Origin of the sequence: Paenibacillus sp. Mc5Re-14, assembly GCF_001049835.1 — a bacterium.
Taxonomy (GTDB): Bacteria; Bacillota; Bacilli; order Paenibacillales; family Paenibacillaceae; genus Paenibacillus; species Paenibacillus polymyxa_C.
On sequence record NZ_CVPD01000001.1, the window covers coordinates 1,777,599 to 1,795,000 of the forward strand.

At 43.9% G+C, this 17,402-nt stretch carries 12 protein-coding genes, 2 rRNA genes and 1 pseudogene (1 of these 15 only partly in view); 5 read left to right on the plus strand and 10 right to left on the minus strand.

Features of this window, described 5'->3' with window-relative positions; all coding sequences use genetic code 11:
• The first annotated feature begins 153 nt into the window (after window positions 1-153).
• From BN1546_RS08070 to BN1546_RS08080, 3 genes are read left to right on the plus strand one after another with little or no spacing between them, the layout of a single operon-like run.
• Window positions 154-1,842: a spore germination protein gene (locus tag BN1546_RS08070; RefSeq protein ID WP_090737016.1), complete on the plus strand. Its 1,689-nt coding sequence runs from the start codon at window positions 154-156 to the stop codon at window positions 1,840-1,842.
• Window positions 1,843-1,867: 25 nt separating this feature from the next.
• Complete coding sequence (locus BN1546_RS08075) at window positions 1,868-2,971, plus strand: GerAB/ArcD/ProY family transporter (RefSeq protein WP_058831278.1); 1,104 nt, start codon at window positions 1,868-1,870, stop codon at window positions 2,969-2,971.
• Window positions 2,964-4,163, plus strand: a complete 1,200-nt coding sequence (locus BN1546_RS08080) for a Ger(x)C family spore germination protein (RefSeq protein WP_090737018.1) — start codon at window positions 2,964-2,966, stop codon at window positions 4,161-4,163. Before BN1546_RS08075 ends, BN1546_RS08080 begins: the two co-directional genes overlap by 8 nt.
• Before the next feature lie 122 nt (window positions 4,164-4,285).
• On the opposite strand, the gene treR is transcribed toward BN1546_RS08080, so the two are convergent.
• The 4 genes from treR to BN1546_RS08100 form a co-directional block, all read right to left on the minus strand.
• Window positions 4,286-5,035, minus strand: a complete 750-nt coding sequence (gene treR / locus BN1546_RS08085; protein ID WP_013369297.1) for a trehalose operon repressor — start codon at window positions 5,033-5,035, stop codon at window positions 4,286-4,288.
• 76 nt (window positions 5,036-5,111) lie between these two features.
• Window positions 5,112-7,076, minus strand: a complete 1,965-nt coding sequence (gene treP, locus BN1546_RS08090) for a PTS system trehalose-specific EIIBC component (protein WP_090737020.1) — start codon at window positions 7,074-7,076, stop codon at window positions 5,112-5,114.
• A gap of 105 nt (window positions 7,077-7,181) precedes the next feature.
• Window positions 7,182-8,909 carry an alpha,alpha-phosphotrehalase gene (gene treC, locus BN1546_RS08095; protein WP_090737022.1) on the minus strand — a complete coding sequence of 576 codons (1,728 nt, stop codon included), beginning with the start codon at window positions 8,907-8,909 and terminating at the stop codon, window positions 7,182-7,184.
• 277 nt (window positions 8,910-9,186) lie between these two features.
• On the minus strand, window positions 9,187-9,768 hold the full coding sequence (locus BN1546_RS08100) for a LysE family transporter (protein ID WP_013369294.1): 582 nt from the start codon (window positions 9,766-9,768) through the stop codon (window positions 9,187-9,189).
• A 112-nt stretch (window positions 9,769-9,880) separates the two neighbouring features.
• Between BN1546_RS08100 and BN1546_RS08105 the strand changes: the two genes are divergently transcribed.
• Window positions 9,881-10,435, plus strand: a complete 555-nt coding sequence (locus tag BN1546_RS08105; RefSeq protein ID WP_090737024.1) for a helix-turn-helix domain-containing protein — start codon at window positions 9,881-9,883, stop codon at window positions 10,433-10,435.
• A gap of 121 nt (window positions 10,436-10,556) precedes the next feature.
• Here the strand turns inward: BN1546_RS08105 and BN1546_RS08110 are convergent, their stop codons facing one another.
• From BN1546_RS08110 to BN1546_RS08125, 4 genes and pseudogenes are all read right to left on the minus strand, one after another.
• Window positions 10,557-11,126 (minus strand): sugar O-acetyltransferase, encoded by a 570-nt coding sequence (locus tag BN1546_RS08110; RefSeq protein ID WP_090737026.1) that lies wholly within the window; start codon window positions 11,124-11,126, stop codon window positions 10,557-10,559.
• A gap of 13 nt (window positions 11,127-11,139) precedes the next feature.
• A pseudogene (locus BN1546_RS08115) lies at window positions 11,140-12,176 on the minus strand (MFS transporter).
• A gap of 180 nt (window positions 12,177-12,356) precedes the next feature.
• Entirely contained in the window at window positions 12,357-14,042 is a 1,686-nt protein-coding gene (gene lpdA, locus BN1546_RS08120) for a dihydrolipoyl dehydrogenase (protein WP_090737028.1), read from the minus strand.
• 58 nt (window positions 14,043-14,100) lie between these two features.
• Window positions 14,101-14,541 (minus strand): OsmC family protein, encoded by a 441-nt coding sequence (locus BN1546_RS08125; RefSeq protein WP_090737030.1) that lies wholly within the window; start codon window positions 14,539-14,541, stop codon window positions 14,101-14,103.
• 203 nt (window positions 14,542-14,744) lie between these two features.
• On the opposite strand from BN1546_RS08125, the gene BN1546_RS08130 reads away from it, so the two are divergent.
• The gene (locus BN1546_RS08130; protein ID WP_025675712.1) at window positions 14,745-15,170 is read left to right on the plus strand and encodes a MarR family winged helix-turn-helix transcriptional regulator; all 426 of its coding nucleotides are present in this window, start codon (window positions 14,745-14,747) and stop codon (window positions 15,168-15,170) included.
• 183 nt (window positions 15,171-15,353) lie between these two features.
• Here BN1546_RS08130 and rrf read toward each other — a convergent pair.
• Window positions 15,354-15,470 (minus strand): 5S ribosomal RNA (rrf, locus tag BN1546_RS08135).
• 78 nt (window positions 15,471-15,548) lie between these two features.
• Window positions 15,549-17,402: ribosomal RNA gene (locus tag BN1546_RS08140) — 23S ribosomal RNA — on the minus strand (it continues 1,074 nt past the right edge of the window).

Below are 17,402 nucleotides of genomic sequence, written 5' to 3' on the forward strand. Positions count from 1 at the left end.
ATTTCAAGGGATTAAGGTAAGGACCGGAAATCATAGCAGTGTCATCGAAAGAATCTTTCCAATTCATGCGTAAATACAACCGTTATAAGGAATACTTTATGAACAACTTGTATCTTATGGGAAAACGAATTGAATTGTTTGGAGGTAATCAGCATGTGGTCTAAAATCATTTCTTATCTTCCTAGCTGGAGTACACTCTTTCAAGCTGGCCTCGCGTTGATTATTCCTTTAGGAATTTATTATATAAACACCTCGATTTATTCATTTGTCGGCAGTAAGGGAGCCAAATCCAAACACTCTGGCAGTCATCCGCTCTCTAATAAACATAACGAAGGGCACATGGATCAGCAGCATGAACCGAGCTCTAAAATTACAGGAAATTATGATTCCGACTTACAGGCAATTCGTGAAGCTATTGGCGAAAATAGTGATGTGCATTTTCGTGAGTTTGTGGTGAAGAAATTTCATGCTCGGTCCGTGTTAGTCTTCATAGAAGGTATGCAGGATGAAAAGCTTATGAGCAAGCAGGTATTGGAGGTCTTGATGTTTGAAGGCCAGCAGCAGGGTCAGGATCAGCAGGAACAACCGGAAGGTATAAGTAACTCTTTTATAAAAGAAAGCCTGATGCCACTTACGCAAATTAGTGAAGTAACCCGTATGGAGGAATTGTACGAGTTCATCCTTTTAGGTCATACCGCCCTATTAATTGAAGGAATGAAGGAAGCGCTACTGGTGGGCCCGCCTAATGGCGCTATTCGCTCCGTCAATGAGCCAACCTCTGAAGCATTGCTTCGGGGTCCCCGAATCGGTTTTACGGAAGTATTGAGTGAAAACACTTCGATGCTTCGGCGCCAGGGTTTAAATAAAAGTTTGGAATTGAAGAAATTCCAAGTGGGCAGCAGAATCAAAAAGGATCTGGTTATCGCGTATATAAAGGATATTGTGAATCCAGACCTTCTTGAAGAAGTAAGCCGCAGAATATCAAAAATAGACATGGATTTTTTACCTGAATCCGGGTATGTGGAACAACTCATCGAAGACAATTATTTAAGTCCATTCCAACAGGCTCATAATACAGAGCGTCCTGACCGTGTTATTAATGCTTTGTTGGAGGGAAGAATAGCGATCTTACTGGATGGTACTCCTTTTGCACTTATTGTCCCGGTGACCTTCAGTATGCTGCTTCAATCTCCCGAAGACTATTATGAACGATGGATTCCGGGGACACTATTACGTCTGCTACGGTTTAGCGGGGCTTTTATAGCGCTTATGGGGCCTGCTCTGTACATTTCTTTTATATCGTTTCATCCCGGTTTAATTCCGACCAAGCTGGTCATTAGCATTATCGGAACCCGTCAAGGCGTCCCTTTCCCATCCGTTATAGAAGTCATGATTTTGGAAATCTCTATCGAAATTCTACGAGAGGCTGGCATTCGCCTGCCCAAACCCATTGGCCCTGCGATGGGCATTGTGGGAGGCTTGGTCATCGGTGATGCTGCTGTCAATGCGGGCATCGTTAGTCCCTTCCTTGTGATTGTAGTTGCAGTTACTGCCATTTCATCGTTTTCGATACCAACATATAGTGCGGGCATTACCCTGCGCCTTTTGCGTTTTGTCGGAATGTTCTTTGCAGCAATGCTGGGCATGTTTGGAACCATATTGTTCTTTCTGTTAATTTGTATCCATCTGACGAAGTTGAAAAGCTTTGGTGTACCATATGTAACTCCCTTTTCCCCTATGCGCCTAAGCGATTGGAAGGATCTGTACATCCGGGCTCCTATGTCTCTGATGAAACGAAGACCTGTCATGATGAAAACGCAGCAACGCAAACGCAGATCATGATGCCCAAAACGAAGGAGGAGCTACTGTGTTTAGACGCTCTGATGATAAGATCACAACTAAGCAAGGGGCTGTATTCCTGACCAATACCGTATTGGGCGCGGGGATCTTGACACTGCCGAGAGGTGTAACTGAACAAGTACAGACTCCTGATGCATGGCTTTCTGTCCTCATCGGTGGAGCTATTGTCATATTCGTCGTCTGGATCATGGTGAAATTAAGTCAACAGTTTCCCGGAAACACCATATATCAATACTCCAGAAGAATTGTAGGTACTGTTCCGGGAGGATTCTTAAGTGTGCTATTAATTATATACTTTATAATTATAGCCGGCTTTGAGATCCGTGTGTTGGCTGAAGTAACCATGTTTTTCCTACTTGAAGGCACACCCATCTGGGCGATTGTGATTCCATTCATCTGGGTAGGGAGTTATTTGGTTTTTGGAGGCATTAATCCCATCGCACGGCTGTACCAAATTGTACTTCCAATCAGTCTCTTCTTTCTGCTTTTCTGTTTTGTCTTCAGCTTAAGAATCTTCGAAATTGATCACCTTCGCCCCGTATTGAGTGACGGAATATTACCCGTCATCAAGGGGCTGAAATCAACTATTCTTGTCTTCTCTGGATGTGAAGTTGTCATGACACTGGTCGCTTTTATGCAGCAGCCCGAAAAAGCATTTAAGGCCATGGCCGTGGGCATCAGTATCCCTTTAGTTTTGTATTTTTTGACTGTAGTTATGGTGATCGGCGGGCTATCGGTAGATTCTACTGTGACAAGTACTTGGCCTACCATTAATTTGATGCGCAGTTTTGAGATCCCCGGATTTCTTTTTGAACGTCTGGAGTTTCCACTGCTGGTGATCTGGGTGATGCAAATGTTTTGTAATTTCTGTAGTTTTTTCTTCAATGCTTCCTTAGGTGTCTCACAGGTATTTGGTCTTAAATATCGTTATGCGATTTTCGGCTTAATCCCGTTTATCTTTATTTCCACGATGACTCCTGTTCGTATGACTGAAGTGTTTCGCCTTGGCGATGAGATCGGATACATGGGAATCGTATTATTTTTTCTGATCCCGGTACTTCTCTCCATCGTTTTTATGATCAGGAAGAAGGGAATGAAGCAAAATGTGTAGACGATCTTTCCTATCCTTGCTGCTTGCTTTCATTCTGCTGGTGACTCAAGTCGGCTGCTGGAGCAGCAAGGAAGTAGAGGAGCTTAGCATATATACAGGATTGGCTCTCGATAAGGGAGAGCTCAGTCCATTGGAACAGGAGCTGGAGAAGAAAGGCAGCCGTTACTTCAAGAAAAATACAATTACGACCAGCGTACAAATCGTCCCCAAAAAATCATCCGGAAGCACAAACCAACAAGGCGGCGACGGTGGACAAGAGCTAAACTATGTAAATATAGCTGGCACCGGTGATTCTATACTTGAAATCTTCCGACAGCTCTCTCTCCGTTTGGATCGCCCCGTTATTGGTCACCACCTAAAAGTCATCGTGGTTTCCACCGAATTGGCAAAACTACAAACGATGCAACAATTGATGGATTTTGTGCTACGTGATAATGATATTCGTCCAAGTTGTATGGTTTTCTTAAGTAAGGATCGAGCAGCCAACACCTTAGTTACCAAATATACAGGCGAAATTCCGTCTATTCATATTCTGAATATGCTTCGTAACCATTTTAGAACCAGCAAGGTAATGAGGGGAGTCAATTTGTCTGAATTAGATGGGTTAATGCACTCCAAAAAAAGCTATATACTGCAAAACATTACTGAATCTAAGGGAGAATTAGAATTTTCAGGTGCCGGCATTATTAAAGGGGAAACCGGTCACTGGATTGGTGCTTTGGGACAACAAGACGTGGAGAGTATTGGATGGATTACAGGTGATGTTGAGGGCGGAGCTGTCAAAACGTATGACAAGCGGAATGAAGCCATAACTTATGAAATCAAATCGGTAAAAAGCAAAATAACAACTAAAGTGGGTAAGGACAACGACATCTCCTTTCACGTAAAAATTGAATCCAAAGGGCGTTTAATCGAAAACTGGGATGAGAAGGTAGACCCGACTGAGACGCGGAACATGAAAGAAGCTGAGCAAGAGTTTGAAAAACAAGTGACTAGAAGGATTAAGTCTCTTATGCACAAATTACAATCCGAATATAAAGTGGATGTTGCCGGCTTTGGTGATCACCTGAAAATTGATAAACCACAGGTGTGGAAAAAAGTAAAAGATGATTGGGATTATAAGTTCAGTAAAATCCCCGTAACCTTCGATATTAAGCTAACCATTACGGATTTAGGTTCCTCTGCCGAATAGTCGAAATCCACTCAACAATTTACCTTGGAGTTAACAAAGAACCCCTCTTCTTAGAAGAGGGGTTCTCCACCACAGTGAACTATTCCGATTTAATCTCTCGTCCTTAGATCAATTCTAATGGATCAGCTTAAAAAATCAGACTTTCTCTCTTCACCGTGGGAACGTCTGGCAAAATCGACGAATTGGAATTTGTCCAGTCGATGCCTTGATTCGGTATACTGGAACAATGTGGTGTCTTCCAGATAAACATAGTTACGTACTACAACCACATGAGTATAGTTCTGGAGGTCCATCAGCTTACGGTCTTCTTCATCTGCATCTTCTACAGAAACGACTTTTTTAGCATAACTGATTGGAAGATGGAGTTCCCCCTCCAGATATTCGTAGATAGATTCACGACTAATTTCCTCGGTAAGCACAGGGACAATGTCTGATCGAAAGTAGTCTTTATCCAGTATGACACATTCACCTTCAATTTCACGCGCACGAATGACTTCCCAAACCAAATACTTATCTTTGTCAATCTCAAGATGAGTAGCTATGTCATCTGGAACGGGAATCAACTGATTTTTATGAACAATCGTTTGTGATTTACGCCCAATCCGCTCAGACATTTCTTTGAAACTGACCAATCCCCCTATAGGAAAATCCATCCGTCCGATATCCAGAACAAAAGATCCTTTAGCCTTTATTTTATGGATATACCCATTTTGTGCAAGCAAGTGAAGTGCCTTACGCACAGTCTCACGAGAAGTGTTATACTCCCGGGCCAATTCATTTTCAGAGGGCATTTTCGAACCAGGAGCCAATTCGCCTGTCTGGATTCGCCCCGAGTACTCTTGATAAATTTGCAAAAATATATTCTTAGTCAATTTTCATCACCACGTTTATTGTAGCATTCTTTCACTGACCAAGTTACTAAATTAGGCTAGCAGGGATGAATCTGACTTAATTCGTTTTGTCTGATGAAGAATTCAAATGAATTCTCATTAAGACATATTGCAAATCGTTCGCCTCACCTGGCAATTCCTCAATCGATTCAATCATACTCTGCCCTTCGGGAACAATGACCGGTGTAATGATAGGATACCCTGATTTCTGGATCAGCTCACGGTCAAATTCCATCAGTAGCTGTCCTTGCTCCACGTTTTGACCTGTTTCCACATGCATGGTGAATCCTTCTCCCTTTAATGACACCGTGTTGATTCCTACATGCACCAGAATCTGCACACCTGTTGGATGCTCCAAAATCAAGGCATGCTTGCTTTTCACCATGATGTGAATGACTTTTCCACTGAAAGGGGCAAGAATCCGACCATCCTTCGGTTCCACTGCAATTCCTTGCCCCATCTGCCGTTCGGCAAAAGCCGGATCAGGAACCTGTTCTAATGGCACAACATGTCCTAGTACCGGAGTCTTTACTTCAAGCACATCCAGTGCAGAATTTTGTTGGTCCGAATTTTTCCGTATGGAGTCATTAGCTGGTGTAGCTGGAGTCTGACGACGCTTATTGAGCAGCTTCCCATACATAAAGGTTAAAGCAAACGGCACAATCAATACGATCGCCATCCCAACGAAGAATACCCCCCAGTTGTTTGGGAAAATAGACAGGAAGCCTGGAATCCCTCCCACACCAATGGAAGAAGCCAACACATGATTTACGGTGAGCAGTATACCTGCGATACCGGAACCGATCATTCCGAATACGAACGGATATTTATACCGAATATTCACCCCGAATATGGCAGGCTCGGTTACACCCAGAAAAGCAGACACGGAAGAGGTAAGAGCCAATCCTTTTCCCTTTTGCTCCTTCAATACCAACATCATTGCCAGTGCCCCGGCCCCCTGAGCGATATTGGACAGGGCCAGCATCGGCCATAGGAACGTTCCACCCTGTGTACCAATTAATTGCACGTCCACCGCCAGGAAAGTATGATGCATTCCCGTGATCACGAGCAAGGCGTAAAAACCTCCATAAATCAGGCCACCCAGCGCAGGAGCCAAATCGAAAACGTATACAAGACCAGTCGTAATCGCATTACCAATCATAAAAGTAACCGGACCGATCACTGTAAAGGCAAGAAATCCCGTGATTAATAATGTAATCGGTGCTACGAGCAACAGCTTAAATGAATCCGCTATCTTTTTATTTAGGAATTTCTCAATTTGTGCGAGCACGTAAGCGGATACCAAAACGGGTAAAACCTGTCCTTGATAACCAATCTTATTCACTTCCCAACCAAACAAATCCCAAACTGGAACAGTTCCTTTGGTAACGGCATCCGCATAACTGTATGCACTTAGCAGATCTGGATGAACTAGAATCAAACCGAGTACAATCCCGAGTAAAGGACTACCGCCAAACCTAACAACGGCCGACCATCCAATCAAGGCAGGTAGGAATGTAAAAGCGGTACTGGCAATGGTGTTAATAATAGACGCAAAGTCAGTCCATTGAGGATAGACCTGTACCAGAGCCATTCCTTCGAAAAAGATTCCCTTTCCAGTCAAAATATTATTGATCCCAAGCAATAAGCCTGCAGTCACAATTGCGGGCAAAATAGGAATAAAGATATCTGCCAGCGTCTTGATGGCACGCTGAATCGGGTTTTGTTTTTTACTAGCGGCGTTTTTAACATCGTCCTTAGAAGCCCGACTGCCTCCTGTAATGGAGATCATTTCGTCATATACCTTATCCACCAGACCTGGGCCAATCACGACCTGATACTGTCCTTGTGAAGAAAATTGGCCTTTGACCAGATCATTTTGTTCGAGTGCATCTTTATCGACCAACTTATCATCATACAGGGCAAATCGCAGACGAGTTACGCAATGCGTAGAGGCCTCTATGTTGTCTTTACCACCAACGGCTTTTATAATGTCTTCCACCTGTGCTCTTTCAATCGCCATCTAGTCCACTCCCTCGACGTTTGCTCATTTTTAAAGCAGCACCCCGGCTTAAAAATAAATGTACTACCGGGGTGCTACTGGATATTTCCATACTATTCATTAAGGTTAACGAACAATCCACATATAGGAAGCATACGGAGTCAAAGAGACCACCTGATTTAGCTGCGGAGCATACTGGGTATTACCGATTAAAAGCTCAGCCGCTGCTACTGCTTGATTATCTAATGATAAATAAAATGAATCCGGTATACGGAATTGTACATCCCGCCCACTAAAATTAGAGATGACGACCAAAGTCTCCTGTTCATTGCTGCGTTGATATGCGTAGACCTGAGGATGAGCTTCGTCCAAACGTTGGTAATCCCCATCGGTGATGACCTGTACCGTCTTACGCAGACGAATCAGCCTACGGTAATGGCTGTAGATCGAGTTCGGGTCCTCTAACTGAGACTGAACGTTGATCTGTGGATATCGTTCATCTACCTTAATCCAAGGCGTGCCTGTAGTGAAGCCCGCATTGCGAGTGTTATCCCACTGCATCGGTGTCCTCGAATTATCACGAGACCGCTCTCGAATGATATCCAATGCTTCCTCTGCACTTTTACCTTTCTCCTGCAAAATACCATACATATTCAGCGATTCAACATCACGGAATTCTTCAATATCTGACCACTGCGGATTGGGCATTCCGATCTCTTCACCTTGAAATATATAAGGTGTTCCTTGAAGTCCATGTAGCGTGGTTGCCAGTAGCTTGGCGCTCTCCACATGGTATTCATCATCATCCAAAAAGCGAGAGATCGCTCTTGGCTGATCATGATTGTTAAAAAACAATGCACTCCAGCCGCCACCCTGTTGCATGCCAATCTGCCAATCCGAGAATAGCTTTTTCAGCATTTCAAAATCATAAGGCATGAGTTCCCACTTTTGCCCATTGGGATAATCCACCTTCAAATGATGAAAATTAAAGGTCATGGATAATTCTTTTCTGTCTGGATTGGAATAACGGATACAGTGATCCAGTGAGGTGGAGGACATCTCCCCTACAGTGACACTGTTATACAGTGAGAATACTTTCTCATGTAATTCATGAAGGTATTCATGTACATGCGGACCGTCCGTATAATACTTACGCCCGTCCCCAGGAGCCGTGCTTCCATCGTCGTCCGAGAATTGCCGATCTTTGGAGATCAAATTAATGACATCAAGTCGGAAGCCACTAACTCCCTTCTCTGCCCAAAATTCCAGCACATTAACAACTTCCTGACGAACTTTGGGATTTTCCCAGTTTAAATCCGCCTGCGTCTTATCAAACAGTGTCAAGAAATATTGGTTTGTAGCCTCGTCATACTGCCAAGCTGGTCCACCAAACTTGGAAATCCAGTTGTTCGGAGGTCCTCCATCGGGTGCTGGGTCACGCCATATATAATAGTCCCTGTACTCACTATCCTTAGAGAGCCGCGCCTGCTGAAACCAGACATGCTCTGTGGAAGAATGGTTAACCACGATGTCGATCATCAAGTGCATCCCACGCGCCCGAATTTCCCGGCTCAATTCTTCAAAATCCTGCATTGTTCCATAGTCAGGATTAATCCGGCAATAATCGGCTACATCATACCCGTTATCACGTTGTGGCGAGACATATACAGGCTGCAACCAGATAATATCAACACCCAGTCCTTGCAGATAATCCAGCTTTTGTGTCAGTCCTCTTATATCACCGGTTCCTTTGCCCGTCGTATCGTTAAAACTTTTGGGATAAACCTGATAGACGACCGATTTGCGCCACCAGTCCTTATCTTGAGGAATTAAAGCCTTGTTCATTGCTTCCATTCATGCTCATTCCTTTCTTGCGAAATGAAGTAGCGTAAAAGAATTTATTATAACGCTTTCAACTTCTTGTATATACAAGATTAAATCATGTATATACAAGTTGTCAATATACTTTATGTATTAAGGTAATACCCGTTTTACGGCTAAATGATCAGGAAACTCATCCATTCTGTCCGGATTATATTTCATGAATCTTTGAATAAGCTCTGTTCACACGAAAAAGGCTCCTGCTTATAAGTCAGGAACCTCTCTTTTAAATCGTGAATACGGTATTTATTTAAATCCATATGGATAGTGCACTATAAAGGAGCAATAAGGCCATAATGATATTGAAGGAGCGCTCATACTTATTCAAGAAGCGCTGGAACATGGCTCCGAAAATCGCCCAGCACATTACAGCTACAAAACCAATACAGGTCAGGAGTAACGAGATCGTAAACATTGTCATATACGACACATCATACGGCATTACAAACGTTGAAATGACCGTAATACCATACAAAATAATTTTTAAATTGATAAATTGCAGCAGCAGTCCTGATTTGAAGGAATATCCTTCATTGTGGTCATTATCCTCCGAAGTAGATTTGCTCTTTGCTATTTTTACTGCCAGATAAAGCATGTACAGACTACCAAGAACATTCATCCAGATTTTTACTCGAGGCAAGAAATGATATAAAGCTAGATTAAAATAGCAGGCTAACAGCATAATGGCGAAACAGCCTGCTGTTACTCCCAGTAAGAATGGAAAAGCTCTCTTCAAACCTAACCGCCTGGCACTGTCCAATGACATAATATTGTTGGGGCCTGGCGTAAAGCTAGTAACAAGCACATAAGATAAAAATGGAATAAACGGCATGCAACAATCAACTCCAGTGTGTTATAATTGAATGAAATGTACGTTGAAACGCACATTTGTACTTCATGATTGTACATCATGGTCTTTATATAGCACAATAGGGAGCGAAAAAATGATGGAGAATATTAATTTGATTTTAAGTAAAAACCTAAAACATCTAAGAAATGAAAGAAAATTGAGTTTAGATAAATTAGCTGACCTGACGGGGATCAGTAAAACAATGCTCGGCCAGATTGAACGCGGAGAATCGAATCCTTCGATTACAACGGTATGGAAAATTGCAAACGGCCTAAAAATATCATTCACTGCCCTGATTAGCGAACCGCCTGCCGATGCCATAGTCGTTCCTAAAAGCAAAATACAAGTGCTTGAAGAAAGCAATCACTATCGTTTGTATCCGTTTTTCCCCTATGAAGGAAACAGAAATTTTGAGGTCTACACCGTAGAGATTGAAACAGGCGGGGAACTGAGTTCCGCCCCTCACCGTGAGGGTACTGAAGAATTTATTACCGTATTTGAGGGTGAAATGGTGGTAAAAGTCAGCGAAGAAACGTACACGGTGAAAGCCGGAGATTCGATACGCTTTAAAGCAGACCGTCCGCACATATACTATAATTTTGGAGAAACCCTGGTAAGGATGAATATGATCATTTATTACTCTGTATAATAGTTCAATTCTTGAAGAGCATATATGTAAAAGTCCTTAAATATAAAAGATCCTATTAAAATAAGAGGCTCTTTTAATAGGATCTTTGGTACAAATCATAAATGATTAACCTGTTTGTTGTTTAGGAGATTTCAACTTGCTTGATTATTCGTGCCGGATTCCCAGCTACAATCATATGATCTGGAACATCTTTGGTTACGACTGCTCCTGATGCCACTACGACGTTATTACCTATCGTAACACCGGGATTAATAACCGCCCTGCCGCCAATCCATACATTATTGCCAATCGTTACAGGCTTTCCATACTCTGGACCAGCAATTCGTTCAAATGGATCAATGGGGTGAGTCGCTGTGTAAATATGGACTCCCGGAGCCAGAAAACAATTATCCCCAATACGTACCTCGCATACATCCAAAATGGTACAGTCAAAGTTGGCATAGAAATTTTCCCCAACATGGATGTTGTATCCGTAGTCACAGCGTATGTTGGGTTCCATGCTTATATTTTCACCTGTGGAACCGAAAAGCTCCTTAAGTAACTTTTTACGGTACTCACTATCCGCCTCAGTCGTCTGATTAAAGAGACGTACACATCTTCTCGCATACTCTCTTTCACTCATTAATTGAGGATCAGCTGCTACATACAGTTCCCCATCCAGCATCTTTTGTTTTTCCGTTTTCATAGACATGCGACAATCCCCTTTATATTTTAATCTCATTCTTTTCTTTCGTCCCCACGGGCCGGGCAGCACCCGATATCAAACCAGCAACAATAACGCCAATGAGCACTACAATTAAAGCATGCAGGAGACCCACATGTTCACCTAAAAGCCCTAATCCCGGAGGTCCCACTAAAAAGGCAATATAACCTATTGTGGCTACGGCTCCTACCCGGACATCCGCACCACGAGGATCATCTCCGGCAGCAGACAAACCTACAGGAAAACCAAGTGAAGCTCCAAGCCCCCATAGCAAGATACCCACTCCAGCTAAGAGATAATGCTGTCCCCAGATCACTAGAATAATACCCACAGCAGCCAGTCATTCGCAGCCCCTTCTGCAAACGCCATCCCGAGCACGATGATCCCAATCAGTAGGATTCGCCTTTCTTTCCAGACAGCAAGCTGAACCTTCATATTAGATCCAACCTTTTGCGTAGAAACTTCCTTTTCTTTACCTGTATCATGAGGCAAATAACGATACAAGTAGAAAGTTACTGCGGCAATCATGGCAGCCATAGCTCCAAAATGAATCACAACAGGTATTCGTAACGCCGCTGCTACAGAACCGATGATAGCTCCTACAAGTGTCCCCATACTAAACGAACCGTGAAAGGCGGGCAAAAGCATTTTATTCAACTGATTTTCTACCGCAGAACCTTCGACATTAAGAGCTACTTCAGCTGTACCATAGCCACCACCAAAGATGACCAAACCAACAAACACCATGCTCGTGAGCGAAAATGCAGTTCCCAACCCTACAATGACAAAACCAATCACAATCAAAAGCTCACTTCCCAGAATGACCGACCGTCCACCTATACGAGAAATAACATTGCCCGCACTAAGTAGTCCCAATAAGGAACCCGCAGCTAATCCAAAAATAATAATCCCCATTTCGGCAGTCGAGACATGCAAAATATCGCGTATGACAGGCGTGCGGGACACCCAGGATGCAAAAGCTATACCCGGTAAAGCGAATAAAACAAATAAAACATTGCGAACTATCCTAGGATTCATGGAGGGTTCTACTGTCATCAATTAGCTCCTTAACGATACTTTTTATAAATCTTTTAATAAGTATCATTATAAAAAGTTATTCTACTCGTATCCAGCACTATTGTCAACCTGGGCGGTATCAAAAAGGAATGCTTCCTTGTCCGTTTACTTAGACTAGAAGCATTCCTTTTATTTTTAATGTTACGCTTGATGAAGCGCTCCAATGCTAAGGCCAAACGCAGCTTCGTGAATCACTTCTCCAGTCGTTGGATGAGCAAAAACCGTTTGCGTGATTTGCTGTTCTGTCAGCTCATTGGCAATCGCCAATGTCAGGCTACTGATTAAAGATGATGCATCTGGACCAATGATCGATCCACCCACAATTTTTTGTGTCACATTATCCTTTATCAATTTAATAAAGCCTTCCGATTCATTCATCGTTAATGCTTTCCCATTGCTGGAGAACGAAACTTTGCTTACACTGAAATCCATTCCCTCTCGCTTGCATTGATCCTCTAATATGCCAACACTTGCGATTTCGGGTGAAGTGAAGATGACATTTGGAATGGCGGCATAGTGCATACCTTCCGATCCACCCATGATGGCATCAATAGCCGTGATCCCCTGATGGGAGGCGACATGGGCAAGCTGCATAATATCCGTCACATCACCAATGGCATAGATATGTTCGACGTTTGTACGCATATATTCGTTAACGGCAATGCCTTTCCCTCGCTCATTGCGCTGGATACCCGCTTGTTCAATATCCAGTCCATCCAAATTGGGCTCACGTCCGATCGCAACAAGCACTTTCTCGCTAACTAACAAATGCTCACCTTGTTTGTTTTCATAGGTGACAATAGCCTGTCCATTGTCCGCCTGTTGGATCTTAGATACCTTGGATTGGGTATGGATATGAATCCCAGCATTCTCTGCCGATTGTTTAATTTCTTCTGAAATGTCACTGTCAACCATGGTCAACAAACGATCCATAAATTCTACTACGTGAACCTCTACGCCGAAATTGCGATAGATGAAAGCAAACTCCATACCAATCACACCACCGCCAATAATCGTAATACTTTTTGGTAGTTCAGTAGAGGCAAGGGCATCGGTACTATTCATTACAATAGGAAGATTGATGCCGGGAATATTCACTTTGGTAATTTTAGAACCTGTCGCAATAATGATATCGTTTGCTGTAACCTGGTAATGTCGTTGTCCTTTGACGCTTACTTGTGTGGCAGATAAAAAGGCTGCTTGACCGCGAATAATTTCAATATTATTTTTTTCCATTAAATAATCAATACCCGAAATCAATTTTCCTTTGATTTCATCTTTACGACGAATGACTTGTTTCATATCGACTTGAAGATCTGTTCCCGTATGAATACCAAACAAAGACGATTCCTTGATGTGGTGACAAATCTCAGAAGACTTCACCAGGGATTTAGTTGGAATACACCCTACATTAAGACAGGTGCCACCCAACTCCTCCTTTTCCACCAAGGCCACCTTTATTCCTTTTTTAGCGGCATAAATCGCTGCCACATACCCTCCTGGTCCAGCTCCAATAATTAGTAAGTCCACGTTCTTATCCAGTGTAGGTTGTTCCATCTTAGTAGCCTGTGATGTTACTGTAGACGTCCCCTCTTCGGCAGCAGCGTCAATTGTAAACAAGACCTGATTAGAGGACACTTCGTCGCCTTCTTCAAAGTGGATTTTACTAATGCTTCCCTCGACAGTCGCTGTAATTTCTCGAACACCTTTTCCTGTCTCAACCTCAAGTAGTACATCCCCAAAGGAAACGTTTTGTCCGAGCTGGACGTGATTTCTGCTGGCTTTCCCCTTTTTTCCTCCAGGGATCATTGACATTTTAACTTCCATAATTCTCAAACTCCTTCATAACCAAAAGAGAATTTATTGAGCCCTTTTAGCGAATAATTTAATGTCTGACTACGCCAGCTTGTACCAATTTAACCCCATTAGCCAAACAATCACCCACAGGACAAGTCTTTTCAACAAACGCTGCAAAAGCTTCTGCTTTTTCTTGGCTCTCTGTCGTTTTAAAGTGCATGACAAAACGAATCTCCTGAAAGCCACAACGAACATCCGCTAACCCCATGAACCCATCCGGGTCCAAATCTCCTTCCAGCTCTATATGGAATTCTTCATACGAAAACCCAAAGCTTTCGGCAAAAGCAGCAACAACGATCGACTGACATGCACCAAGCGCACACAGAAGTGCTTCAACCGGATTCATCGCTTTGTCGGTTCCACCAAAATCTTCAGGTTCATCCATCACAATTTTAAACCCTCTAGATTGAGCTTCCACCTGCAACCCTTCAGGTAATTTTTTTGCAGTAGCTTTAAATGTAGTTAACATAAATATAACCTCCCGTTTACTTTGTGAAAAAAATAACTTTATTCAGGGAAATTGTAGCACTCTTGGTTTCGAAAATCAATAGTTAGCTAAGTAATTTATTTTAACTGTTAAGAAAGTATCTGATATGATGAAAAGTACAAAGGTCTGTTATACTTAAGTTGATGTATAAGAAATATAGTTTAGTTGAATGGGTTGGTGTGGCCATGTTTAACTTAGAGAATTGTCTTGCTTTTATTACCAATCGTAGTGGAAAAATCTTTTCGGAAGCCTTGGAGAAAGAATTTCGGCCTTATAACATTACTAGGAGTCAATGGATTGCGATGTATTATATCTATACACATAAATCCATGACTCAACGAGAACTTGCAGAAGAATTGTCGATTAAGGAGCCAAGTGTAGTGCGGCTGCTACAAAAACTAGAAGCCGAAGGGTATTTACTTCGAAGTATTGATGACACAGACAAACGAATGAAACAAATTCAATTATCCGATCTTGGTACGCAGGTTTGTCTTAAGCTTCTGCCGATTGCTGAGAAGTTTAAGCAAGACACCATTGCTGGGATCTCTCAAGACGATCTTCATACCTTTGAGAGTGTGCTTCAGAGAATGGTTGATAACACAAGGAAATAGCAAATATAGAAAAACGACCAAGAAAGGTACTTCCCTTGGTCGTTTTTCTTATAAAGCAAGCATGTAATTGTTGTTTTACACTTCTATACTTACTGGAAAAGTAGAAGTAAATGGTTAAGTAAGTAAGATCGGCTTGATTCCAAAAAAAGGCACACCCCTTACTGGGATGTGCCTTTTTATCTTGCTTGGCGGCGTCCTACTCTCCCAGGACCCTGCGGTCCAAGTACCATCGGCGCTGGAGGGCTTAACGGTCGTGTTCGGGATGGGTACGTGTGGAACCCCTCCGCTATCGCCACCAAACATGAATTTGCCTCGCAAATTCTAACTTCAAGGTTACACCCTGAAAACTGGATCCGAAACTTCCTTGCGCTTTATCTTTAGGATAAGCCCTCGACCGATTAGTATTGGTCAGCTCCATGCATTACTGCACTTCCACCCCCAACCTATCTACCTCGTCGTCTTCAAGGGGTCTTACGTATTGGGAAATCTCATCTTGAGGGGGGCTTCACGCTTAGATGCTTTCAGCGCTTATCCCTTCCGTACATAGCTACCCAGCGGTGCTCCTGGCGGAACAACTGGTACACCAGCGGTACGTCCATCCCGGTCCTCTCGTACTAAGGACAGCTCCTCTCAAATTTCCTACGCCCACGACAGATAGGGACCGAACTGTCTCACGACGTTCTGAACCCAGCTCGCGTACCGCTTTAATGGGCGAACAGCCCAACCCTTGGGACCTACTTCAGCCCCAGGATGCGATGAGCCGACATCGAGGTGCCAAACCTCCCCGTCGATGTGGACTCTTGGGGGAGATAAGCCTGTTATCCCCAGGGTAGCTTTTATCCGTTGAGCGATGGCCCTTCCATGCGGTACCACCGGATCACTAAGCCCGACTTTCGTCCCTGCTCGACTTGTAGGTCTCGCAGTCAAGCTCCCTTCTGCCTTTGCACTCTTCGAATGATTTCCAACCATTCTGAGGGAACCTTGGGGCGCCTCCGTTACTCTTTAGGAGGCGACCGCCCCAGTCAAACTGCCCACCTGACACTGTCCTCGCACCGGATCACGGTACCAAGTTAGAACCTAGATACGATCAGGGTGGTATCCCAAGGATGCCTCCTCTCAAGCTGGCGCTCAAGATTCAACGGCTCCCACCTATCCTGTACAGATCGTACCCAAATTCAATATCAAGCTGCAGTAAAGCTCCATGGGGTCTTTCCGTCTTGTCGCGGGTAACCTGCATCTTCACAGGTATTAAAATTTCACCGGATCTCTCGTTGAGACAGCGCCCAAGTCGTTACGCCATTCGTGCGGGTCAGAATTTACCTGACAAGGAATTTCGCTACCTTAGGACCGTTATAGTTACGGCCGCCGTTTACTGGGGCTTCGGTTCATAGCTTCGCCCGAAGGCTTACCACTCCCCTTAACCTTCCAGCACCGGGCAGGCGTCAGCCCGTATACTTCGCCTTGCGGCTTCGCACAGACCTGTGTTTTTGCTAAACAGTCGCTTGGGCCTTTTCACTGCGGCCCCCTCGGGCTATTCACCCTACCGAGGCACCCCTTCTCCCGAAGTTACGGGGTCATTTTGCCGAGTTCCTTAACGAGAGTTCTTCCGCGCGCCTTAGAATTCTCTTCTCGCCTACCTGTGTCGGTTTGCGGTACGGGCACCTTCTCCTGGCTAGAGGCTTTTCTTGGCAGTCTGAGATCATGACCTTCGCTACTATAATTTTCGCTCCCCATCACAGCCCAGCCTTAACGATGTGCGGATTTGCCTACACATCAGCCTCACTGCTTAGACGGACATCCATCAGTCCGCGTCACTACCCTACTGCGTCACCCCATCGCTCATAACGGATTACGGTGGTACAGGAATTTCTACCTGTTGTCCTTCGACTACGCCTATCGGCCTCGCCTTAGGTCCCGACTTACCCTGAGCGGACGAACCTTCCTCAGGAACCCTTAGGCTTTCGGCGGATCTGATTCTCACAGATCTTTTCGTTACTCATACCGGCATTCTCACTTGAATGCAGTCCAGCGCTCCTTCCGGTACACCTTCAACCCGCATTCAACGCTCCCCTACCCCTGATGCAAAAGCATCAAGCCATAGCTTCGGTGGTGTGTTTAGCCCCGTTACATTTTCGGCGCAGAGTCACTCGACCAGTGAGCTATTACGCACTCTTTCAATGGTGGCTGCTTCTAAGCCAACATCCTGGTTGTCTGTGCAACTCCACATCCTTT

What these genes read in the sequence shown, in the direction of transcription:
- BN1546_RS08070 (WP_090737016.1), top strand. Translation starts at nt 154, where the DNA reads ATGTGGTCTAAAATCATTTCTTATCTTCCTAGCTGGAGTACACTCTTT.
- BN1546_RS08080 (WP_090737018.1), top strand. Translation starts at nt 2,964, where the DNA reads ATGTGTAGACGATCTTTCCTATCCTTGCTGCTTGCTTTCATTCTGCTG.
- treP (WP_090737020.1), bottom strand. Translation starts at nt 7,076, where the DNA reads ATGGCGATTGAAAGAGCACAGGTGGAAGACATTATAAAAGCCGTTGGT.
- treC (WP_090737022.1), bottom strand. Translation starts at nt 8,909, where the DNA reads ATGGAAGCAATGAACAAGGCTTTAATTCCTCAAGATAAGGACTGGTGG.
- BN1546_RS08100 (WP_013369294.1), bottom strand. Translation starts at nt 9,768, where the DNA reads ATGCCGTTTATTCCATTTTTATCTTATGTGCTTGTTACTAGCTTTACG.
- BN1546_RS08105 (WP_090737024.1), top strand. Translation starts at nt 9,881, where the DNA reads ATGATGGAGAATATTAATTTGATTTTAAGTAAAAACCTAAAACATCTA.
- BN1546_RS08110 (WP_090737026.1), bottom strand. Translation starts at nt 11,126, where the DNA reads ATGTCTATGAAAACGGAAAAACAAAAGATGCTGGATGGGGAACTGTAT.
- lpdA (WP_090737028.1), bottom strand. Translation starts at nt 14,042, where the DNA reads ATGGAAGTTAAAATGTCAATGATCCCTGGAGGAAAAAAGGGGAAAGCC.
- BN1546_RS08125 (WP_090737030.1), bottom strand. Translation starts at nt 14,541, where the DNA reads ATGTTAACTACATTTAAAGCTACTGCAAAAAAATTACCTGAAGGGTTG.
- BN1546_RS08130 (WP_025675712.1), top strand. Translation starts at nt 14,745, where the DNA reads ATGTTTAACTTAGAGAATTGTCTTGCTTTTATTACCAATCGTAGTGGA.